This is a genomic window from Spiroplasma citri, assembly GCF_001886855.1.
GTDB classification, from domain to species: Bacteria; Bacillota_I; Bacilli_A; order Mycoplasmatales; family Mycoplasmataceae; genus Spiroplasma; species Spiroplasma citri.
In genome coordinates, this window is record NZ_CP013197.1 from 32014 (window position 1) to 55482 (window position 23469).

Below are 23469 nucleotides of genomic sequence, written 5' to 3' on the forward strand. Positions count from 1 at the left end.
CGGTTTAACAGCTAATAATATCATTTTTAAATAAAAGGTACTATCTGATGAATAATGCAATACTAAAATTTAATATTTTGATGCTTAAAGATGGATAACTCATCTATGACACGAAGCCTTAAAGAAAGTGTGAAAGCGATTGGATTTAAGCATATTTATTTCTTTAATTCTCGGCGGGGTTAGTCGTCCGCGAAATGTCAGAGCGTGTGTTTTTGGCTTGTTTCATAAAAAGAGTGCTGTTAAACCGAAAAAAACAATATCGGACACTAAAAAAACAAGAGGGAGGAGCTCCAAAAGGTTATTTTCTTTATATAAAGTTGTGTAGGGATGGATGAAGCGTAATTAATAACTGGGTAAATTATTTTTTGTTTATTTCCGTGGGGGGTAAACTCTATCAAAATATCCTATCCGCCCCCGCTCACCCCCGAAGTGAAGCGGGCGGCGAAATAATTAAATACTAAAATAAATTATCTACTAAATATCAAAATATTAACCAATAAAGGAATATTATGTTTTTTTACAGAAAGGAAATTATAAAATGAAAACAATACAAGATTTAATTAAAGATTTAACAGGAGTTACTGTTGAACAAGATAAAATCAGTAAATATTTAGCAAGTAAAACATTAGATTTAGAAGAGACTAATTTAAAAATTGCTAATTTAAAAATTGCTGATTTATGATGTGCTGATTTACAATCTGCTAATTTACGAAGTGCTAATTTATGATGTGCTGATTTAAGACGCTCTAATTTAGAATATGCTAATTTACGAAGTGCTAATTTAGAAAATGCTTGTTTAGTAGGTACTAATTTAAAAAATGCTTGTTTATTAGGTGCTAGAATTACAAAAGAACAATTAGACCAATTAACTGTTATTGGGGAGGATAAATAATGGGAGTTTTTACATGTTATGGTTGTTTTGATAAACATGATATTTATTCTGAATGACATATTATTACTGAAAAATCAACCAATAAAGGTGCTGTAGTATGTCATCCGTGCTTTGATTTTAAATATTCAAAAGACCCTGAATGAAAAGAAAAAGATAATAATGTCAAATATAAAGATGATGCACTTAAAACAGAAAATAATGCACTTAAAAAAGAACTTGCTGAATTAAAACAACAAATATTATATAAAGAAGATTTTGATGCTCAATATTATTGTAGTTATCACGGACATTGAGACCAATGTATAGTTGAAGATGAAGAAGAACCAACAGAAGAACAATTATCAAAGTATATTCTAATTTTAAAAGATAATTCTAAATATGACAAATTACCTAGTAAGGAGGATTAATTAAATAATGAAAAAGTTAAATAAAAAAATTATCAACAAAATAAATGAATTAATGCTTAGAAGTTATCCAGTTTCAAAAGATGATACTACAGATGAACATTGAGCATTAGGTAAAACTAATTAATGAAAGGATTATTTATAATGTCAGAATATAAAAGTAAATATATTAATAAAACTTGAAATGAAATAACAACATCTTTTGATTGAGTTAATTGTCAACCTATTGATTGTCGTATTTCACATCATAAAAAACATTATGATTTGCAATGTTTAGAATGAGCAAAAATGTACTTAAATTTATTTAAAGACAAGTGAAATCTTATTGCTTCTTATATGGAACATTACAAAATTAACGATATTTTAGATTTAGCATCAGATGGATGAAAAATATTACAATTTGAGAAAAAAATAAATCAAGTAAATTAAAATATATTATTGCAATTGATCCTGCTGGAATTGGACAAACTGGTATTATTATTTATAATTTTTTGAAAAAGAAAATAATTAATAATATTACTTTTAGTTCTAATTCTGAAGAAGAAGCAATAAATAATATGTATTTAATATTAAATGATTTTAAAAATAAAATTTGTTCTTATTTAAGCAAAGTTATTGTAATAATTGAAGATTACCAACTTCATAAAGGTTTAAAAATAAAAAACCCATTATCTACTCCTAAATTTATTGGTGGTTTAAAAGTTTTATGTAAATATTTATTTAATTTAAATTATGTTTTACAATCGCCAGTTGTTAAGAAAAATTATATTTATAAAGGAAATATTAAAATGACAGAGCATGAATTAGATGCTTGGAAACATTTACAATATTTTTTATTAAAAGGAGTTGATAAAAATGGCACAAACAAAAAGTAATTTATCTAAAAAATCAATAACTAATAAACCTAAAATAAAAAATAAAAAAGTTAATAAGTTAGAATTAACTGTTAAATTACATGAAAATCCTATTAAAACTAAAATTAAAGCACTTGTTGCTGGTGGCGTTGAAGTTGATGTTTGTTCTGCTAAATGTCAGTGAGACGGATTAAATTATTCAACATTATCAATATATAACCCATCTGTTTTAACTGAATTTTTGAAATTAAAAAAAGAAGATGAAATAAAAATTAAAGGCTCAGTATTTAATCAGTTAAATATAAAAACTAAACGCTATTTTTTTTCTTTTCGAGTAGATAGTTTTGAAATTATACAAAAAGCGATTAGAAAAAGAACAAATACAAATATTAAAAAATAGGAGGAAAAACAATGGCATTAAAAAATGTAAAATATGTTCTTATCAATGAAGAAAATGAACCAATTAAAAATGAAGATGGTAGTTTAGATATTAAAACTGCTGAAATTATTTTAGAAAATACTGCTGAAGTTGAAGAATTTAATGCAAGTAATTTAGAAAATAGTAATCAACAAATCAATGAATTACAAACAAAAAATACTGAATTAACTTCTCAAATTGAACAACAAACTCTTCAATTAAAACAAATTGAAGTAATTGACTTTATTAATTCTTTAACTGATAATGAAGAATTTAAAAATGTTTTATTAAAATCTTATGATATTAATAATGATATTGAAATCATCAAAACACAATTGCAAAGTGTTTATGATGAATTAATTAAGGTACAAACAGTTAATGCTGGTGGAGTACCAAAAACAGAAGAAAAACAAAACAATATTTTAGATACAGACAATGTATTTAATAAATAGAAAGAAGGAATAAAATTATGGCACAAAATCCACAAAGAATTTTTGGTGATATTGTAAACCAAGCAACAGTTAATGATAAAGAAACATTTGAACAATGATATTTGCAAACTTATCAACAAAAATTAAGCTGGGAAGCATTATTTGCTTGACTAGATGCAAAAAAATTTGGTTATCAATATAAAATAAAGAAAAATATTAAATATAATGAAGGTTTAGGAAAAGATGGACAAGTATTTAATACAGATGATAATTTACTAAAATATTCAGCAGTAGAATTTGAGGATGCAACTGTTGTATTAGATACAATTTTAACTTTTGCTCGTAAATTAGACCCCATAGAAAGTGATTTTAACCCTAATTTATGGGCGGCTGATATTGAACAAGCAATGGATACCGAAGTTGCGTATAAACGCAATAAAATTTTAGAAATTATTAATAAAGGAGAAGTTACAACTATTCAAGGAAATAAAGCAGATGATACAAATGCTTTACAAATCCACGATGAAATTATGGATAAAATATATGAAAATGGCTTTACTCCATCAGAAACAGTTGTCTTGGGTTCAGCAGATTTTATCCGTGGAATTCGTAATAAATTACAGCTACAACTTGGAGCAAATGACCAAATTAACAGTGTAATTGAAACAAGCGGAGCAATGAAAACTGTTGAAGGAACAACATATTATATGGTTCCTAAAAAATTACCAATTATTAACGAAGATGGTTCAGAAGGAACAATTGGTCTATTACCATATGGTGTTAATGCGATTGCTTTTAAATTTAGCAAAAAATATGACCCGCTTATTTTACGTAAAAAAGACCATACCCCATTAAGAGTTGGTCCTGCTGGTTTAGGTACTGGTATGGGTAATACTTTAATAATGGAAAGAGTTTTATATTTAGGCGGAGCAGTAGTTGAACCCAAAGGAATTATTAAACACGCATATTTAATACCTTTATCAACAGTTATTACAACAACTAATTTAGGTCAAATTACAATGGCGGGTGATACCCCAACAACAGCAGAATTAGAAACTGCTATTAAAGTAAAAAATACTAACTATCAAACTGGAGATGCAACATTCTCTAATATTACATCTACTGGCGCATTAGCAACTGGAAATCCAAATAAATATAGTGGAACAGTTACTTTAATTTATTCAAAGTAAGTAGCGCCATAGATATCCACGATAAAATTGAAAATGTTGATAGTTTAACAGATGATGAAATAATTAAAGGAATTATTGTACCTCAAAAAGTAGCAAGTGAAGATTTAAGACCACTTTTAAATGATAAAGTTTTAAAAGCAGTTAAAACGGTTGATGCAAGTTTAACAACAGATGATTATGATTGATGACCGTTATATTATCAAGGTTCACCATCAACTTATGATATTACTACAACAGATATTCAAGTTGATATTTATATTGCTGGTAAAAATAAAGCAACTGGTGTTTCCCAAGTTCAGTTTTATAAAGTGCAAAAAGTAAATAAAATGAGTGTTAAAAAAATTAGTTTTAGTTGAGTTGGACCTTTAAAAAAACCTTGATATAGTGATATTCCTAATTTAACTAAAAAAGCAGATGTAATTGCAGAAATGAATACTGGTATTTTAACAGCAATTCAAAAACTTAATGCTGGTTTAAGAACATCAGATTATACTGTTGATATTTTAGATTATGAACATGAAATCTTTAATGACCGTGATGAAGGTGATTTTAGTAAAGATGTAGATATTTTATATAGTTTAATTGGTACAAATTGATTAACTGAAGAAACAGTAGGTGCTAATTTAACTGTTCCTGCTGCTACTAAAAAAACCCAAAATAAAAAATAAAAATGCCAATTGGAACAAGTAAAACTGCTCTTATTTATGCTGTTAAAACGCCAACGAGATTATCAATTCAACAACAAGAAAAAAACTTTGGTTTACAATTATTAGAATTTTTAGGAATACAAGTTTTAGCACTTGGTTTATCAGTTTTAACTGGTGGGATTGCTTCTGCTGTTGGATTGGGTGCTGGATTATCTAATTTTGCGGCTGCCCTTATATCTTTTGGAGTAGAAACAGCAACCGATTTTGCAGTCAATCAAATATATGATAAATTAACCTCAGAAGTTACAGCAAAAAGTACCGCTTTAAATTTATTGCCAGCAATTGGGGGTATTGGTAAATTAACTCGTGCTGCTAGAATAACAAAAGTTTTAAAATTAGCAAAAGAAACTAAATTACTTGAAAAATTAGGAATAGTAACTGCTAAAAATTTAGAAGATGTTGTTAAACAAGTAGCGGGTAAAAAGATTTTATTTAATAAATTAATATTTGATTTTACTAAACAAGCAAATAATGAGACTTTATTATATACAATTGGAAAATTAGCACGAAATGATTTTTCTAAGGGTTTTAAAATTTCTAATTTAGGGAAAATTAACAATCTATTAAAAATTGAAAAAAACTTACAAAAAATAAGTCCAAAGTTGGTACAAAAAGCACCTAGATTAACAAAAAAATATCAAGGATATGTTAATAATTGATTATCAGAATATGGTTTAAATTTTGAAAAAGTAACAAAAATAAGTACTGATGAATGATATAAAATTATGACTGATTTACATAAAAAAGGAATTGCTAAAAAATTATTATTAAATGTTAATTTAATGCGAGCAAATAAAATATATAAAAATAAATTAGTTAATTTTATCCATAAAACTCCAATCAAATTAAATAAAATATTAGAAAAATTAGAAAAAATAAACCCAAATTTTTATATTCAAAAAGCAACTAAAAAAATATTAGCACCAATTGAAAAAAGAATAATCAATATTAAACAAAAAGTAATTCAAAAAATTAATGAACAAACTAGAAAAGTATTATCTAAATTTGAAACGAAGGCTATTCAAAAAGGACAATTATTACCTTTTGCTTATGGTTCTGATGTTTTTTTAGCAGTTAAAATTGTTCCAATAAGTGTTGCGGGTGAAGTTGCTTTGACAATATATTATAAAAATCCTAAATATTCCCCAATTGTTGTTACTACAACTATAATTAAAGCTGAGCAGTTTATTTTAGTAAAAGAACCTTTTAAATTTTATATGAATAGTGAATGGTTTATTGGTTGGGGATTTAAAAAAACAAGTTTATTTAATTTAGTATCTTTTGCCCCAGCTGTTTATCGCCAAGTAGTAAGAGATAGTTTTAAAACATATCGGACAATTGCTAAATTTTTAAAGTTAAGAGAGCAAATAAAAAATAATTGGAACAAAAGTGAAATGTTAAAAAATGTTGAAGATAGTGTGGCAACTATTTTATTAGGTAGTGGATTAGTTTTTAAAACATATAAACAATTTAGAAAAAACAAAAATTTAAGTAAAACAATTAAATCAAAAACATTATTAAATAGTAGAAAATTTATATCAAAAAAAATATATTCTAAAAAAAGAAAATGATAAGGAGATGGTTAAATGTTAAATGAGTTATGAGATGGTGTTACTTTAGAAAACTATAATAATTTTAATCCAATGACAGGTAAAATTACCCAAGTTCCAGTTCGTTATAATAAATTTTTTAAAAATGATGTAGAATTGTGATTTAAAACTTTTGCATTAAGAGCACAAAATATGATTAATTCATATTTAAATTATCCTTTTACAAAATTAAAGTTTGAAACATTTAAAGACCCATTATTAAAGAAAATATGTATTAATATGGTATTTATTACTATTGAACATTGAACATTTAATCGGATCCCAGTTGAGTTTTTTACTTCTGCAACAATGAATATTGGTGATATTAATTATTCTTCACAAAACGACCCAATGGCAACATGGCAAGGTCTATTGCCTACTTATGCAAAATCATTGGCTAATCTAACAACTTTAAAAAAATGTTTCGCACTTTTGAAGAAAAAGGAATTGATTTAACAATGATAGATTTAGAAGCATATTATACACAATTAGAAGTTGATGCGTTAATAGAAGAAAAAACTAAAATTGATAATAAAGCAATTATTAAAAATAAAAATAATGAGTTATCAGTGCCCTTTGATAATGATACGATTTATTATGAAAATAATGTATGAAAAGCAAAACAAGGCGGTGATATACCATCTGATGTTATTAAAGATAGTGATTTAAATAAAGATTATATTGATAAAGAAGATGGAAAATATATTGTTAAAAAAGCACAAAGTGGTAGTTCAATAACAGTTAATGCCCCATTACATCAAAAAGATGATAGTAGTTTAGAATTATTATTATCAAATGACTTTGATATTGAAAATAATAAATTATCTTTAAATAAAAGTTTAAAAGATACTATTGACCAACTGTTAAAATGAGTGTTTGAAATAAATAAAAAAATTAAATGAGAACCAGTACCAATATCATCATTTGAACCTGATGCTAATAATTATATTGATATTCCTGAATTTTCAGAAAAATATTGTTATGATGTTAGAATATCACCAACTAATTTTAAAGAAGCTGAGGGGTTTCTATGACTTCGACCACCTTATTTTACTAAACAAGCAAATAAGACTTTAATAAAACAACAATCAAATTGTTTTGCTGGTGATGTGGGAAAAAATCCCTTATGACCTTTCTTTATATAGTGCTATTGGTCGGGTTTATTTAACTGATGTTTCTACTGGTGCTAATACAAAAATTAATAGTGTTCGTATTTTCCGAAAAGAAGTATAGAAAGAAAGTGAGGTGTTATAAATGGATTTAAAAGAATATAAATCAGAAATTTTGTTATTAATTCGCAAAGTATTTATTTGAGGATTGGGTGCTATTTTAATAATAAGTGCAATTGTATTATTTTTTTGTAAGGTATTTAAAGTAATTGAGATTGATTGACCAGAATATTTTTATATTGGATTATCGTTGCTTATTACTGGGTCTTTTATTTATTTAATTGATAAAGTTTTTGATTTTTTCAAAAAAGAAAAAAAAGATAGTATTGAAGATGCTATTAAAAAAGAAGATACAAAATAAGAGGTGTTATAAATGGGATTATTACCAGCAAAGAAAAAAATAAAAAAAGAATATGATATTGATAGTTATTATCTTAATTTGGCATCAACTATTAGCAATCGTAAAAATGTTAATGTTCAAAAACATAATGAGATTTTAGAAAAAAGAATATGTGAGGATAATGCTAATTTTTTAAATCCCCGTGAATTAGAGATTAGTATTAGTAATCCAGTTACTAATCAAAAATTAGATACTAAATTAATTAACAACTTTTTAAAAATGCAAGACTTTACTAATAAGAATTGATATAACGAATATAAAATTAATAAATATGGTAAGGGTGCATATTTTATTTTTGTTAATAATTCAAAACTTAATTTTATTACTATTGATTTTTACAATGACCAGTAAGTATGACGAATTAGGCAATTTAGTTTCTTGTACTTTTGATTATGACCCATATATTAAAAATAATCAAAGTATTTTTATTACTGAAAAATTAGAAATTGATGCTATAACTAAACAAGTAAAAGTTATTAGAACATTAAAAACACGATTATATAGTACTATTACCGATTTATATATTGATGATACTAAATGGAATAACTATACTTCTTTACAGCGCGAGGAAATATTACCACTTAATTTTATCCCGATTGAAATTATCCCTAATAACCCTAATTTTGAACCCTCTGCTCGTTACGGTAAACAATTTGCTAGTATTTTAGATATTATTGCTGAAAAGATTATGTTAGACCCATTATTAAATAGTGGTAAATTTACTATTAATACTAATGGAGTTACTGGGGTTGTTGACCAAGAAATTAGTAAAATGTTGGCATCATTTATTGAAAATGACTTGTTATTAGTTGAGGGAGACCCTGATAGTAATTTTCAACCAGTAGACTATATCGCTGGTAATTTTAAAGGTGAACAATTAACAAAAATATATGATTGATTATTAACTAATTATTATAAAATTAATCGTCATCATGTTCCCGCTATTGCTAAAGGAGCACAACAAACCCAAGCCGAAGTTGCGGGAGTAAATATTCAAACAAACGCATCTTATGAACAAATGATATATATTAGAGAAATTAAATTAACTGAATTTATTATTAAGTTAATTAAATATGATAATGCTATTTTAAACAGTAGAACATTCAATATTAAAAATATTGATGAGTTAATTGTTGATGTTCGCTTACCAGTAAATGCTACTTTAAATAGACAATTAAAAAATGATGAAATTATTATCAACGCTCCTAATGAAGAGCAAGGAGGGCAAGAATAATGTTAAAACCATCAGAAAAGATGTTATCACAATTAAACGATGAACCAATTGACTATTCAATTGATAATATCCCTTTAGATTTTGCCAGTCAATCACAGTATAGCGACCCCGACTTAGAACAGTTGTTTACTGAAGACCGTGCTAGAACCTTATATATTTATAAAATTAATAATCTTGTTAAGACAAAGGAAAAACCAACCTTAAAATACTCTCAAAATAGCGTTAAAATTGGTTTTATTGATAAAGATGAATATATTAAAATTACTGGTTATGAAATTAGTGACTTTAATTTTAAATTACAAATTCAGCAAAATACGACAATCCAAGATAACAGTACAAATTATATAATGATTGATGAAAAAGATGTTTTAATTAATGATATTTCAAAACAAGACAAGGAATTTTTAGAAACATTAGACTTAAAAATAATTTCTATTGATGAACCAATTAGTGAAGACAATAAAAATGAATGTTATATCATTGAAGAATATAAACACCCCTATTCATTAGACGGGATTGATATTATTAAATCTATGCATTTAATTAAAATAACTGACTTTAAATGAAAAAACCAAAATAGCATTCATTTAGTATTACAAAAATCATTGCTCGAAGACACGGTATTTACTGGAATTGAAATTAAATATCCTAAATCTATGTTATTTGGTAATATTAAATGCTGAGGTAATATCAATGGTGTTTATTCTTATCCCTCATCAAATATTGAAAATGCTAGTTTAGTACCATTATTATCAATGCCGATTGAAACAGAACCTAATTTAAGAGTATTTCAATATTGATTTACCGAAAGCTTTTTACCATGAAGTATTGCTAAAAACTATATTAAAGGTAAAGATATATTAGGTTTATTAGATATTAAAGAATTAAATACTGTTTTATTAAATTATTTAACATATCGTTATAATTATGATAGAAAATTTCAAGGTGCAAAATACGATGAAAAGGGTAACCCTACAAATAAAGCGGCCGAATTACGCCAACAATTCGAAGGACAAAAACCCGAAGATGTAATTGATGGTTTATTTGAAAACTGAAAATTAGATAATTATAAATCTTTAAATGATAATGCTGTCAAAAGATTTAAACAAATTATTTACATGTTATCAAACTATACATATAGTAAATACGCAATTAATAAAGGTTATAATGATGATGTTAAATTATTTGCCCCTTATTATTTTGAATTAATTTCAACTCCTAATAAAATAGAAGATGGTTATTGAGAATTTAAAGATTGTAAAGTACTATTAAATTCATCATATTTTAATTTTTCTGGTGGACCTACCCCACCTAAAAATTACTGAAAAGAAGTTTATGCAAGTGAAAAACCATTTAATCAAGTTGATAATAAATATTATTTTGTTGTGTGGAGTAGTGATGATAAAAATGATTGAAGAATTATTAAATTCCAAAATAATGATTTACAACACAACAAAATTTTAGATAAACATAATGAATGTGTACTTGTATTAGAATTTTTATCATCACATAATACAGATTTATTTATTCAAGAAAATAAATATCCAAATCGCCGTTGATATTGAAAAAATGATACGAAGAATACTTATTTTAAATCAGTTTATCGTTGAAATAATGACAGTGAACCAAATACACCAATTATTGACCCAAAAACTGGACAAATTACTGATTGAAATTTAAAAAATCAAAATAATATCAATAACAATGATGAAATTAAAGTAACTGTTAAAAGACAAGATATTTCAGAAAACTCCATTTATCAACTAGAAGCAAACTATTTTAATTGATTATCAATAACAAATGAATTAGAAACAAATAATATTCCTTCCCTTATTCCTGCTGAAATTAAATTATCAGATGGAGAATATGGCAAATACTTAACTAATTTAATTGTTTCTAATGACAAAATAGAAGATTATTTAAACTATTTTTCGCAATGATATAGATTACTTTATTCAAAAGCAGATTGAATAAGTATGACTAAAACATTAGTTGTAGATAATATTAAAATAACTTTTTATAATTATCAAAAACTATTTAATTTAAATCAAATTGAATTATCTGCTATATGGGGTTATGGAAATTATGATATTACAATTTATACAGAAAAAGAACAAATTAATATTAATAATTTACAATTATTTAATAAAAATAATGAAAAATTATCATTAATTACATTAGAAATATAAAAAGTCATTTTCAATAAATGACTTTTTATTATGTATTAACTTTTACATTGCCATTATTATCAATATCTAAATTAGGTAATTTTTGTTCTTCATCATTTCAACGATAAACTGATTTAAAATAAGTATTCTTCGTATCATTTTTTCAATATCAACGGCGATTTGGATATTTATTTTCTTGAATAAATAAATCTGTATTATGTGATGATAAAAATTCTAATACAAGTACACATTCATTATGTTTATCTAAAATTTTGTTGTGTTGTAAATCATTATTTTGGAATTTAATAATTCTTCAATCATTTTTATCATCACTACTCCACACAACAAAATAATATTTATTATCAACTTGATTAAATGGTTTTTCTTGTGGTGCTATTCATTCTAAATTGTCTTTAATTTCTTGATTAGTAGTATTTATTTTGTTTTCTATTTTTAATTGTTCTAATTCATCTTCGTTATATTGTGTGTTACAAGCAACTAAACTTGTTGTACTTGTTCCAATTAGAGTGATTGTACCTAATAAACTTAATATTTTTTTCATTATTATAATTCCTTTCGTTAAAATTTTCTTACAATCACAATTATATATATATCTGAAAGGGGTCAATCTGGCCTCGCGGAGACTTTCTAGAATTTTGTGAAAAATAACTTAAAGTTTAAAAAAACTTTTGCCGCGCTTTTCAAAGTACTTGGGAAAAATTCTAAGCGGTAAGCGAAGAATTTTATAAAGGTTCCCAAATTTGTTTGAAAGAACCTTTAACTTGTAAGTGATTTTATCACAACAATTTAAGAAAGTCAACCGCTCGGCCAAAAATTATATTTACTTGACAAATTAAAAAAAATAATTATATATTTTAAATAGAGATGATTAGTAAATCATCATCTCAGTACCTAGATCGGTATTTTAAATATCAGGTCATCCCTCTTTTTTAAAAAAAGAGGAACGCATTAAATGAAAGAAATTTTATATGATTAAAAAAAATAAAAAAAATAACTATGTATAGTGTTATTAAATATTATAAAATAAAAGATATATTAAAAAAGAAAGTGAAGTTAAATTAAAAAAATTTATTTTAAATAAATAAATTTTTTTAATTTAACTTCACTTTTGCATTACCTTATTTTATTTTTACAAATTATTTATTATATTCCCATTTTAAAGCGATATGGATAAGAACCATAAAACAAAGCATCATATGGGTCGTGGTACATTTTACTATCGGGTATATTTGTTTTGGTATCGCTAAATCTTAATTCACTAATACATTTATCTAAAAATGGGAAATTATCTAATATGCCATATATCTTGCCTTGAACAAACATTTTTCGTATTCATGTTACACGGTTAATTATTCCCGCTTCTTTATTAAGTGATGTTTGATGTTTTTTGGCTTTAAACATTTTAATCTTATAACCTAAATAAGGGTAAATATCTTCTTGTAATTTTTGCATAAAGTCGTGGGCATTAATATCATAATGAAATGTGGCATATTCAAAACCATCAAATTTATCAAATGTATTAATTATTCATTGTCCGTAATGCTCTACTAATTCATTTAAATTCATTGCATTTTTTGGTGTAATAACATTTTCTTCAATTAAATATTTATCATACTCGTTATTTTCATTAATTTTATATCCACTAAATAAAAATACGGTATGGTCTTGGCTTCCATTAGCATAATCAACACCAATTGAATAACTATCAAATTGATACTGTTTTGTATTAGAATTATAAAAATCTTTTAAATTATATTCTTTAATATATTTACGATAATTTCGTAAAACATAAATACTGGGGTCATTGTCGTTATATTCAAATCCGTAATATTCAAGTTCAAATAAGTCTGGTCGTTCTTCTTTGTTGGTTAAAACAAGTTTTTTAGTGATATTAGGTATTTTACTTCAAACAGCCCCCATTGTTAATCGTAAATTAAAAACACCTAAACCGTTAAATGCTTGTTTATTTTCTGAGTATATTTGGTTATGTTCTTTTAAAATATTTTTAATTCTTTCATTTAAAGGTAAATATGGGGTTACAAATTTTTCATAAAATACGTGGTATTTATCAAAAGGATTAAAAGTAAATTGATTAGAATATGTTTTATGAAAATATGTTGTTATTGTTGTATATTGTTTTGTTATATTATCTCATTCTTTAAATGTCCAAGATAATTCTTTTATAGGGATAGGATTGTCTAAATTATATTGTTCATTATTATTTTCATCGGTGTATTTTTCATAAGATACTTTTAAACTTTTAGAACGAAACATTGAAACTCTTAAATTATTATATCTTTTATCTAATTCTTTATCAGTTAAGATTTCTTTTTCTTCGGCATGTATCATTTCATCAGTTCACGCTGTTATAATACCACTATCTTTACCAACTTTACCCATAATTTTATTACCATTTGCATAACCAGCAAAAGCAATACGAACACCACTAGGAAAAACAATTTCTCCACCTTCTTTAACATTTTTAGGTCAAACAATGCCATTTTCATTGTCGGGTCCTAAATCAATACCATATTTATCATATAAGTAGTTACATACGTTAATTGTATCTCCAAAAGTAGTATCTTCGTGGGTATTAGCATATCTTCGTAAAATATTAGATGAAGCATCAGTAAAATTACAAGCATAAAATAATTTTTCTGCTATATGATTTCATGTTTTATTAGTACCACGACCCGCAGAAACAAACTTAAAAAAACTTGGTGAAGTAAAATAACGGGCATAACTATCCCCAACAAAGTCTTTAAATACTTCTCAGTCAAAACCAAAATTATAGTCACTAAAATTTAAATCATATTTTGTATTTAAATGTTCATAACTAGTAATTCGTTTTTTGTTATTAATTTCAGTAAAGTTTTGCATTTTTAGATATCCTCGCTTTCAAATTATGATAAAATAATAAAACTTATCAAATATCAAATTAAGTATTATTAATATTATATTAAAAATATTTTTTAAAGATAGGGAAATAATAAGATGGAGTTAGAAAAAAATTTGTTAGGAAATTATAAAAAAAATAAAACAATCGAGACACAAAATGAAGTTAAAAATTTATTAATTAATAGAGATAATGAGATATTTAAATTATATCAACAAGGACAAATATTACAAGGATATAAGGTAGTATCAAAATTACCAAAAACATTCAAAACAGAATATGGAAATATTCCTATAAAAAGACGAAGATATGTTAAATATAATGAAAAAAATAAAAAATATATAAATTGTCATCCTTTAGATGAAGAATTAGGATTAAAAAAATATGAAAGAATTGAAAAAAATTTAAAAGATAAATTTATTTCTTTTATGGGTGATGGAAAACGATATAAAGATATTATGCACACAACAGAAAATGCTAATATCAGTGAAAAAATAATATCTAATATTTTTAAAAAAGCTGATTTAGAAAAAGTTGACTATATTAGCAACAAAAATAACAATAAAATTAAAATTCCCAATAATGTTTTATATATTCAAATTGATGGTGCTTTTGTTCCTATGCGAGAAAATAAAAAAAGAATTGAAAAGAAAATATTTTTTTCAACTATGCATATTGGTATTGATGAAGAAAAATCAACTAAAACAAGAAAAGTAATTAAAAAGAAAAAAGGTGTTTTTCAAATAATGGATAAAAATGTTACTAAAAATAAAAAATCTAGTTTTAATAATTTTATTGACAAAATTTTTAAACTAATGGATACTTATGATATTAATGAAAATACTATAATATTAGTATTAAGTGATGGCGAAAAACAAATTAAAAAAATTTACAAAGCTATAAAAACAAACTATAAAAATAACACTGTATCATATAGTTTGGATAAATTTCATTTAGTAAAAAGATTTAAAGACTTATTTTCATATAGAAATAGAAACAAAATTAATAGATTAAAATATAAATTAGCAAGTATATATTTTTTTACTGGAAATTATGAAACATTATTAGATTTTTTAATTTGTCATTTACCCTATGTTATTGACAGCAAAAAGAAATTTTTATTAGAAACTATTGAATTAATTAAAAATAATAAAGATGGTATTGAAAATCAAGCATTAGAATATAATATTGGTTGTCATGTTGAAGGTGATGTTTCACATTATATTAAGGCTGTTAAGGGGCGAGGTGCAAAAATATATTGTAAAGAAACATTTAATAATATGTTAATTGCTTCAATGTTAAGACTTAATAGCAGAATTAATGAAGTTAAAATTAATAAAAATAAAGAAAAAGTTGAATTTAATATTTTTAAAATAAATCAATCTCAAAATCAATTTTTATCTTTATAAATAAAAAACTTTTTAAAATTGGTAATAACTTTAAAAAGTACTTTTTAGTGTGTCAAAATTCATAATTTTATAAAATTATTTTATTTAATTAAAAATATAATTTTTAAAAAAGTTGAATTTTTTATAAATTTTGTTATCATTTATTCATAAGCGAGACATAATTTGTTTCTAATTACTTAATTTTATTAAAAACCTCAAAATAATATATACTACCGAGCAATTGGAACAAGTATTATGCAGGTTTTTGAAAGTGAAATTGCTCGAACAGGATATACAAAAGAACAGGCAATTTTAAATGGTTTTAATGCCAAAGAGATTGTTGTAAATGGGACAGATCACACACACTATGTTGCTGATGCTAAGCCAGTAACAATTAAAATAATTTATGACCAAAAAAATAGGATTATTGCTGGAGCACAAATTTTTGGTTATAATAAGGCTAGTTTAAGAATCAATGCTTTAATTCCAATTATTTGGACAAAAACTAAAATTGGTGAAATTGAATATTTAGATTTACCATATTCACCTCCTTTTGCAAAAAGTGTTGATGTATTAAACGTTCCTTTAGCAAAAATTAATGAATAATAAAAATTAAAGGAGATAATAATATTAAATGACAGTAAAAAATGCAATTAATTGACGGAAAACTGTTAAAAAATATAATAGTGAAAAAGTAATTAATTATGAAGATTTAACAGTAATACTTGAAGCAGGGCGCTTAGCACCTTGTTCATTAGGAATTGAAGTGACTAATGTTGTTAGTATTACAAATCAAGAATTAAAAAACAAATTTGCTGATGAAGCAATGCTCGGATGAAATCAAGAAAAAGTGAAAAATGCTAGTTGTATAATGCTTATTACGGGTATTAATCCACCTTATTTAGTTTCAACTGAATTTTTAACAAAACGACTAAAACGGGTTATTAATCAAACAGATGAGTTAGAAAAGACAATTAAAAAATATCGAACTTTTTTACAACAAAAAGAACATCTTTTTGCATTTGTTTCAGAACAAGCCCATATTGTAACTAGTTTTATTACAATTCAAGCTGCTGATTTAAAAATAGGAACTACTATCATGGGTGGCTTTAATGCAAAAAAATGTGATGAATTATTAGCAAAACATTGTTCGTTTGATCAAGAAAAGCATCATACAGTTTTAGTTTTAGCCTTAGGATACTATGATGAAGATGATGATAAAGCAACAATGCCACGTGTTAGAATTGATTTTAATGAATTTGCAAAGATTATTAAATAATCTTTGTTTTTATTTAAATATGTGTTATCATTATTTACGTGTAAATAATATGCAGTCATATTTTTAAAAGTGAGGTGAGTTATATGGCAAGAGAAGGAATCCATCCAAAATATTTTGATACTAAAATTATGTGTACAACTTGTGGAACAGAATATATGAGTGGTTCTACTAAAGGAGAAGAATTAAAAGTTGATACTTGTTCTTCATGCCATCCCTTCTATACAGGTAGTCAACAGTTTGCTAATGCAGCTGGACGTGTTGAACGATTTAAATCTAAATTTAATAAAAAAGAAGAGTTAGTAAAACAAGCAAAAAAAGCATCAAAAGTACAAAAAGAACTTAACAAAAAAACAGTTAAACCAAAATCTGATGACAAAAAAGCAGAATAATTGGTAAACCTTTATCTTTTCAAGATAAAGGTTTTTTTGATATTTTGTAATGTAATTTTATTAAATTAGAATAAATGTAAGTTTAACTTAACAATAACTATTTTTTATTATTTTTATTTGGGTATAATAAAATTAATTGGGAGCGTGATATTTTAATGGGATTGAAAATTAATAATTTAAAGTATAAACGATATAAAAAAGTTATTTTTAATGATTTAAATTTTAGTGTTAATAGTCAAGAAGTTTTGGGGGCTCATTTTGAAAATAAGTTTTCACAACTATATTTTTTAAAATTGTTATTGGGAAAGAAAAAACCACGTAGTGGAAAGATTTATTTAAACAATAGGAATATTACAACTTTACTACCAAAAGAACGAAAAATTGGTTATGTGTCACCAGGACCATTAAGATTAGCTTTTTTACCAACAAAATTACGTCTTGCTTATCATATTTTAAAAACTCCAAAGTTTTTACATGATAGTTCATTAAAATATAACAAAAATAAATATTTTTATAAAAATTTAGTTTTTATTGGTAATGATTTGAATAAACAAGATTTAATATTAAAAACAGATAAAATTATTAATGAATATTTTACTAATTCAATTCATATTAAAGAAGAATGAATAGAGACTTATTTAACTAAAATTAGTGAATTCCATAAAAAAGAAATTAGTAAAATTTTAGATGATGATAAAGATTCAATTTTAATTCAAAGTTTACATACTTATACATACAAAAGAGAAGAAATTCGTGTATATGAAGGTTATCTTGCATTTTTACAAGCTTTATGAGATAAAATCTATTATATTTCTGACTTAGATTATTTGTGTGATTGCTATGATATTTCTAAAAAAAGAAAACGTAAAGATAAAAGTTTTGGTTTTATTGGGGCAAAATTAGTTTGTGAAAAGTATTTAAAAATATTGCAGACTGAAATTACATATGAACGGTATCTCTTAATTAAAGCACGAAAAGCATTAAAAAAATATCATCTTAATGTTATAAATATGGTTTTAAAGGATGGCAAACATAAGAGTGTTATTAAAGGAATTTTAAATAAAAGTAATTCTACAAATATAATTACTTGAACAAAATTATCAGAAGATCAATGATTTAACTATAATCAAAAACAAGAACAATTAATTGCAAATTTATTACCAGATGAAGCAACAATTATCAAAGGAAAAGTTTTAGAATATTTTCATAAATATCATTTAAAATTATTAAATAATACATTACAAACTAAAGAAAAAGATAATTCACTTGCCATTGAAGAAGCAAATGAAAAAGTTGTGACAGTTTATAATCAAGCTTTTGAAGAAGTTAAAAAATTAATGAGTAGTTTAAATATTAAAATGAATTGATTTAAACTTACTAAAAACTTAAGTAGTTTTGATCATACTAAAATCAGATTAATTAATGCCATTTTAAGTAAGAAAGAATTAATTATTTTACGTAATACTTTTGACAATTTAACTCATAATGAAGCAAATGAATTAAATGAAATTTTACTTAGTTTAAAAAACTATAATCCGCAGTTAACTTTTTTAGTTTTAACAAAGAATATTGAAAATATTAAAAATTATGTTACAAAATTATTATTTTTTGATAAGGATAATAATTACAAATTAATGTCAAAAAATCATGCTGAATTTTTACCTAACACAATTAATTTATATCAAATAATGTATAATAATTCAGAAAAAATTTTTAGTATGAAATATTCTGCAGCAGAAAAAGTTTTAGAAAATGAGCAAATTAAAATTAAATTACCTAAAGGAACTAAATTAATTGATCAAAAAGAATATTTTTTAGCAATTAATCCAAATTTAATTTCATTTCAGAAGACAAAAGAATTTAACAAAGACTTACATTTAGCATATAAAGGACATGTTAAGTCGATTAAAAAAGTTGTTAAATCAATTGTTTGTTTTTTTGAAGTTAATAATGATGTTATTTTTAAAATTTTAGTATCAGAAAAAGAACTAAATTTAAAAAAAACAACGACAATATATTTTGAAAAGAATGCATTATTAGTTTATGATAAAGTTAACAGTAACTTAGTTGCTAACATATAAGTGAGGAAAACAAATGCAAGATTTAAAAGGGCTTATTTTACAAAAAATTAAAGATTATAAAACAATTATTTGTTTACGCCATATTTCACCAGATGGTGATGCATATGGTTCAGCATTTGGATTAGCACAATTTATTAAAGATAATTTTCCGAATAAGAGAGTATTAGTTGATGGTGCAACAAATGATTTTTTAGCTTTCTTAGCAACACCTAATCTTGTACAAGTAGAAGATTATCAAGATGCATTAGTAATCGTAACTGATACAGCGAACATTGAACGAATTGATAGTAAATATTGGCAGCAAGCGAAAGAAATTATTAAAATTGATCATCATCCTAATGTTACTCCATTTGGTGATATACAATGAATTGATGAAACTAAAATTGCGGTTTCAGAAATGATTGCTGAATTGGTTTTAACATCAAAATTAACGGTAACGCCAGAAGCAGCTAGATTAATTTTTGCTGGAATTGTAACAGATTCAAATCGTTTTATGTATAGTAAAACTTGCCAAAATACTTTTATGTTAGCAGGGCAATTAGTTGCTACAGGTTTTGATTTGCAATCAATTTATCAAAATTTATATGAAGAATCATGAGTCAATGTGCGCTTTAAAAATTATTTGTTATCGCAAGTAGTTATTTATAATAAAGAAATTAGTTATGTTAAGATAACTGATGAAATGTTAAAAGAGCATAAAATGAGTTATGAAACTGTTAAACCATGAGTCAATATTATGAGTAATATTAAAGAATTTAAAATTTGAATGTGAGCAATTGAAAATAAAGCAGAGGGTTATATAAATCTTAGCATTCGTAGTAATACTTATATTGTTAATAAGGTAGCAGAAAAGTATTGTGGTGGTGGTCATCAGTTAGCAAGCGGGGCGAAAATTTATCAGTGAGAAGATTTAGAACAAGTTTTAAAAGACTTAAGTTTTGTAATTAAAAATAACATTAAATATATGGGAGGTTAAGAATGTATTTTTTAAATAGTAAAGCTGAAATAGGATGAATAGAAGTTATCACTGGTTGTATGTTTGCTGGAAAAACTGAGGAGTTTATTCGTCGTTTAGTTCGCCTAAGTTATGCTAAATTTGAAATTCAAGTTTTTAAACCAACAATTGATAATCGTTATAGTGAAAACCAAGTTGTTAGTCATAGTAAAAAAGCAGTTGAAGCAATATCAGTTAAGGATTCTGATGAGTTATTAGCAAACCTTAAAACAACAACAAATGTTGCTGGGATTGATGAAGTACAATTTTTTGATAATAATATTGTTAAAATTGCTGATTCTTTGGCAGATAAAGGAATTATTGTTATTGTTAATGGTTTAGATAAAGATTTTCGAGGTGAAGCTTTTACTAATATTGAGCAATTAATGACACGAGCAGAAGAGGTTAAAAAATTACATGCAATTTGTGTTAAATGTGGAAATTTAGCAAATAGAACACAACGTTTAATTAATGGGAAACCAGCTAATTATTATGATCCAATTGTTTTAATTGGTGAAAAGGATAAATATGAAGCTCGTTGTCGTCATTGTCATGAAGTAACATATTAATTTAGGGGAAAAAATGTTAACAAAAAATGGATTAAATGCTGAAGCTTATTTTGTTATAAATAGTAAGCCAAAAAATGTAAAAAAAATTAAAGGTCATTTTGTTGAAAACTTGCCCATTAATTCTAAAATTATTATTTTAGAAGATTTATTAATTAAAGAAAATGACAATGTGATTGTTAATGGTAATGTTTTTAAAATTAGTCAAAAAATTATTAATAAACATCCCATTAAGAAAACATTTGAAAGTTGTGAATATCGATTAACTTTAGTTGACCAATTAAAAAATTTGCCAAAATTTCAAAAATTAATTTTAAATCAATAAAAAATCATTAATTATTATGATTTTTTTATTATAATGAATTAAATTAATCATTATTATTTAAAATATATTATAATTGTTAAGTGTCTAAAAAAGAGGTGAAGCAAATGAATCAAAAAACAATTGAACGATTAGAAACGATGTTAAAGCGGTGAAATTTAATTAATGAAGAATTAACGAAACCAGAAATAGTTAATGATGTTAAAAAATTAACTAGTTTAGCAAAAGAACAAGCACAATTAGAGGAAACCGTTGCTTTATACTTAAATTATAAAAATGTTTTAAATAATATTAATGAAGCAAAATTAATTTTAGAGACAGAAAAAGATTATGAATTAATTGAATTAGCAAAAGAAGAATTAAAAACTTCGGAAATAAGAAAAGAACAACTTGCAGCAGAATTAAAGGTAATATTATTACCAAAAGATCCTAATGATGATAAAAATGTTATTTTTGAAATTCGTGGAGCAGCGGGTGGTGATGAAGGAAATATTTTTGCTGGTGATTTATATCGAATGTATATAAAATATGCAGAGCAACAACATTGAAAAGTAGAATTAATTGAAGCAAATGAATCAGAAGCAGGAGGTTTTTCTACAATTTCGTTTATGGTTAAAGGAGATCGTGTTTATTCAAAAATGAAATTTGAATCAGGGGCACATCGTGTTCAACGAATTCCAAAAACAGAAAGTAAAGGTCGAGTACATACATCAACTGCAACCGTTGCTGTTTTACCAGAAATTGAAGAAGTTGATTTTGAAATTAAAACTGCTGATTTAAAAATTGATACTTACCGTGCTTCAGGAGCAGGGGGGCAACATGTTAATACAACTGATTCAGCTGTTCGAATTACGCATTTACCAACGGGGTTTGTTGTAACTTCCCAAGATGGTCGTAGTCAACATGATAATAAAGCATTAGCAATGCAACATTTACGAAGTAAGTTATATGAAGAACAACAACGTAAAATTAATGAAGAACGTTGAACATTAAGAAAAGATGCAGTAGGAACAGGTGACCGGAGCGAAAAGATTCGAACATATAATTATCCTCAGAATCGGGCTACCGATCATCGTATTAATTTAACACTACAAAAATTAGACCAAATTATGGAAGGTAATTTAGACGAAATTGTAGTAGCATTAATTAATGAAGAACAGAGATTGAAAATGGAAGGAAACTAATGACAGTTAATGAATTAATTCAAAAGTCAGAAGATTATTTGAAAGACTCAAATAATGCTAATTATCTTGCCGATATTAAAATTTTAATAGCATTTTTTATGAAAACTTCGTTAGCAAAATTATATGCAATTCAAAATGATAAAATTAACTTTAAGATTGATGATTATTGACAACAGTTGATTGCGTATCGTAATGGAAAACCAATTCAGCATATTACTAATTTACAAAATTTTTATGGATATGATTTTTATGTTGATTATAATGTTTTAATTCCCCGTTATGAAACAGAAGAATTAGTTGATAATATTAATATTATAATTGATGAAATGTTTCTTAATAATTGTAATAAACGTAATTGTAATAAACGATTAACTTTAATTGACATTGGAACAGGGAGTGGAGCAATTGCAATTAGTTTAGGCTTAGAAAATCCAAATCTAACAATTTATGCTAGTGATATTTCAATTGAAGCATTAAAAGTAGCAAAAAGAAATATTAAGCAGTTAAATTGCAAAAATGTTAAATTATTGGAAGGTGATATGCTAGAACCATTTATTAAAAATAAGATTAAAGCTGATCTTCTAGTTTGTAATCCACCTTATATTCCAAATAATCAAAAGATTAGTCATCATGTTAAAAATTATGAACCGCATGTTGCTTTATTTGGTGATGCTGATGGCCTGTATTTTTATCGAGAAATTTTTCAAAATTGACAGAAAGTTGTTAAAAAAAATGGTATTTTATGTTTTGAACATGGTTATGACCAAAAAAAAGATTTAGAAAAATTAGTAAAGGAATATTTTCCGAATCAGAAATATTATTTTCAAAAAGATATAAATAAAAAATGACGAATGTTATTTATTAATATTTTGTAGTAAAATAAAAGAAGCTTA

At 24.9% G+C, this 23469-nt stretch carries 27 protein-coding genes; 25 read left to right on the forward strand and 2 right to left on the reverse strand.

Going from position 1 to position 23469, the window contains the following annotated elements; genetic code table 4:
- Positions 1-538: 538 nt before the first annotated feature.
- The 15 genes from SCITRI_RS00145 (at position 539) to SCITRI_RS00215 (ending at position 11477) form a co-directional block, all read left to right on the forward strand.
- Positions 539-892 carry a pentapeptide repeat-containing protein gene (locus SCITRI_RS00145; RefSeq protein WP_071890303.1) on the forward strand — a complete coding sequence of 118 codons (354 nt, stop codon included), beginning with the start codon at positions 539-541 and terminating at the stop codon, positions 890-892.
- The gene (locus tag SCITRI_RS00150; RefSeq protein WP_071890306.1) at positions 892-1299 is read left to right on the forward strand and encodes a hypothetical protein; all 408 of its coding nucleotides are present in this window, start codon (positions 892-894) and stop codon (positions 1297-1299) included. The genes SCITRI_RS00145 and SCITRI_RS00150 overlap by 1 nt, the downstream gene beginning before the upstream one ends.
- Positions 1300-1440: 141 nt before the next feature.
- Positions 1441-1725, forward strand: a complete 285-nt coding sequence (locus tag SCITRI_RS00155; protein ID WP_071890309.1) for a hypothetical protein — start codon at positions 1441-1443, stop codon at positions 1723-1725.
- Positions 1680-2171, forward strand: a complete 492-nt coding sequence (locus SCITRI_RS00160; protein WP_071890316.1) for a hypothetical protein — start codon at positions 1680-1682, stop codon at positions 2169-2171. The genes SCITRI_RS00155 and SCITRI_RS00160 overlap by 46 nt, the downstream gene beginning before the upstream one ends.
- On the forward strand, positions 2152-2550 hold the full coding sequence (locus SCITRI_RS00165) for a hypothetical protein (RefSeq protein ID WP_071890319.1): 399 nt from the start codon (positions 2152-2154) through the stop codon (positions 2548-2550). The genes SCITRI_RS00160 and SCITRI_RS00165 overlap by 20 nt, the downstream gene beginning before the upstream one ends.
- A gap of 11 nt (positions 2551-2561) precedes the next feature.
- Positions 2562-3020 (forward strand): hypothetical protein, encoded by a 459-nt coding sequence (locus tag SCITRI_RS00170; protein WP_071890322.1) that lies wholly within the window; start codon positions 2562-2564, stop codon positions 3018-3020.
- A 17-nt stretch (positions 3021-3037) separates the two neighbouring features.
- A complete protein-coding gene (locus SCITRI_RS00175; RefSeq protein WP_071890325.1) occupies positions 3038-4189 on the forward strand; it encodes a hypothetical protein in 1152 nt (383 codons plus the stop codon).
- 326 nt (positions 4190-4515) lie between these two features.
- Positions 4516-4857 (forward strand): hypothetical protein, encoded by a 342-nt coding sequence (locus SCITRI_RS00180; protein WP_071890330.1) that lies wholly within the window; start codon positions 4516-4518, stop codon positions 4855-4857.
- Between the two features lie 2 nt (positions 4858-4859).
- On the forward strand, positions 4860-6470 hold the full coding sequence (locus tag SCITRI_RS00185; protein ID WP_071890333.1) for a hypothetical protein: 1611 nt from the start codon (positions 4860-4862) through the stop codon (positions 6468-6470).
- A 12-nt stretch (positions 6471-6482) separates the two neighbouring features.
- The gene (locus SCITRI_RS00190) at positions 6483-6941 is read left to right on the forward strand and encodes a hypothetical protein (protein WP_071890338.1); all 459 of its coding nucleotides are present in this window, start codon (positions 6483-6485) and stop codon (positions 6939-6941) included.
- Positions 6942-6943: 2 nt separating this feature from the next.
- Entirely contained in the window at positions 6944-7630 is a 687-nt protein-coding gene (locus SCITRI_RS00195) for a hypothetical protein (RefSeq protein ID WP_164023945.1), read from the forward strand.
- A gap of 109 nt (positions 7631-7739) precedes the next feature.
- A complete protein-coding gene (locus SCITRI_RS00200; protein ID WP_071890344.1) occupies positions 7740-8015 on the forward strand; it encodes a hypothetical protein in 276 nt (91 codons plus the stop codon).
- A gap of 12 nt (positions 8016-8027) precedes the next feature.
- A complete protein-coding gene (locus SCITRI_RS00205) occupies positions 8028-8405 on the forward strand; it encodes a hypothetical protein (RefSeq protein ID WP_071890347.1) in 378 nt (125 codons plus the stop codon).
- Positions 8395-9288, forward strand: a complete 894-nt coding sequence (locus tag SCITRI_RS00210) for a hypothetical protein (RefSeq protein WP_157092832.1) — start codon at positions 8395-8397, stop codon at positions 9286-9288. Before SCITRI_RS00205 ends, SCITRI_RS00210 begins: the two co-directional genes overlap by 11 nt.
- Entirely contained in the window at positions 9288-11477 is a 2190-nt protein-coding gene (locus SCITRI_RS00215) for a hypothetical protein (protein WP_071890355.1), read from the forward strand. Before SCITRI_RS00210 ends, SCITRI_RS00215 begins: the two co-directional genes overlap by 1 nt.
- Positions 11478-11505: 28 nt before the next feature.
- Here the strand turns inward: SCITRI_RS00215 and SCITRI_RS00220 are convergent, their stop codons facing one another.
- The gene (locus tag SCITRI_RS00220) at positions 11506-12018 is read right to left on the reverse strand and encodes a lipoprotein (RefSeq protein ID WP_071890360.1); all 513 of its coding nucleotides are present in this window, start codon (positions 12016-12018) and stop codon (positions 11506-11508) included.
- 602 nt (positions 12019-12620) lie between these two features.
- On the reverse strand, positions 12621-14357 hold the full coding sequence (locus SCITRI_RS00225) for a hypothetical protein (protein ID WP_071890363.1): 1737 nt from the start codon (positions 14355-14357) through the stop codon (positions 12621-12623).
- Positions 14358-14471: 114 nt separating this feature from the next.
- Here SCITRI_RS00225 and SCITRI_RS00230 point away from each other — a divergent pair, with 114 nt between their 5' ends.
- The 10 genes from SCITRI_RS00230 (at position 14472) to prmC (ending at position 23451) form a co-directional block, all read left to right on the forward strand.
- Positions 14472-15782: an Mbov_0401 family ICE element transposase-like protein gene (locus SCITRI_RS00230; protein WP_071890368.1), complete on the forward strand. Its 1311-nt coding sequence runs from the start codon at positions 14472-14474 to the stop codon at positions 15780-15782.
- 234 nt (positions 15783-16016) lie between these two features.
- Positions 16017-16367 carry an NAD(P)/FAD-dependent oxidoreductase gene (locus SCITRI_RS00235; protein WP_071890370.1) on the forward strand — a complete coding sequence of 117 codons (351 nt, stop codon included), beginning with the start codon at positions 16017-16019 and terminating at the stop codon, positions 16365-16367.
- A gap of 28 nt (positions 16368-16395) precedes the next feature.
- Positions 16396-17040 carry a nitroreductase family protein gene (locus SCITRI_RS00240; protein ID WP_071890374.1) on the forward strand — a complete coding sequence of 215 codons (645 nt, stop codon included), beginning with the start codon at positions 16396-16398 and terminating at the stop codon, positions 17038-17040.
- 83 nt (positions 17041-17123) lie between these two features.
- Positions 17124-17429, forward strand: a complete 306-nt coding sequence (rpmE, locus tag SCITRI_RS10900; protein WP_071890380.1) for a 50S ribosomal protein L31 — start codon at positions 17124-17126, stop codon at positions 17427-17429.
- 155 nt (positions 17430-17584) lie between these two features.
- Positions 17585-19510, forward strand: coding sequence for a hypothetical protein (locus SCITRI_RS00250; protein ID WP_071890383.1), 1926 nt, complete (start codon positions 17585-17587; stop codon positions 19508-19510).
- A gap of 13 nt (positions 19511-19523) precedes the next feature.
- Positions 19524-20486 carry a DHH family phosphoesterase gene (locus SCITRI_RS00255; protein WP_071890388.1) on the forward strand — a complete coding sequence of 321 codons (963 nt, stop codon included), beginning with the start codon at positions 19524-19526 and terminating at the stop codon, positions 20484-20486.
- A gap of 2 nt (positions 20487-20488) precedes the next feature.
- Entirely contained in the window at positions 20489-21073 is a 585-nt protein-coding gene (locus SCITRI_RS00260) for a thymidine kinase (protein WP_071890392.1), read from the forward strand.
- A gap of 13 nt (positions 21074-21086) precedes the next feature.
- Complete coding sequence (locus SCITRI_RS00265; protein ID WP_071890396.1) at positions 21087-21395, forward strand: hypothetical protein; 309 nt, start codon at positions 21087-21089, stop codon at positions 21393-21395.
- Between the two features lie 104 nt (positions 21396-21499).
- Positions 21500-22576, forward strand: a complete 1077-nt coding sequence (gene prfA, locus SCITRI_RS00270) for a peptide chain release factor 1 (protein WP_071890399.1) — start codon at positions 21500-21502, stop codon at positions 22574-22576.
- A complete protein-coding gene (prmC, locus tag SCITRI_RS00275) occupies positions 22576-23451 on the forward strand; it encodes a peptide chain release factor N(5)-glutamine methyltransferase (RefSeq protein ID WP_071890402.1) in 876 nt (291 codons plus the stop codon). Before prfA ends, prmC begins: the two co-directional genes overlap by 1 nt.
- Positions 23452-23469: the final 18 nt, after the last annotated feature.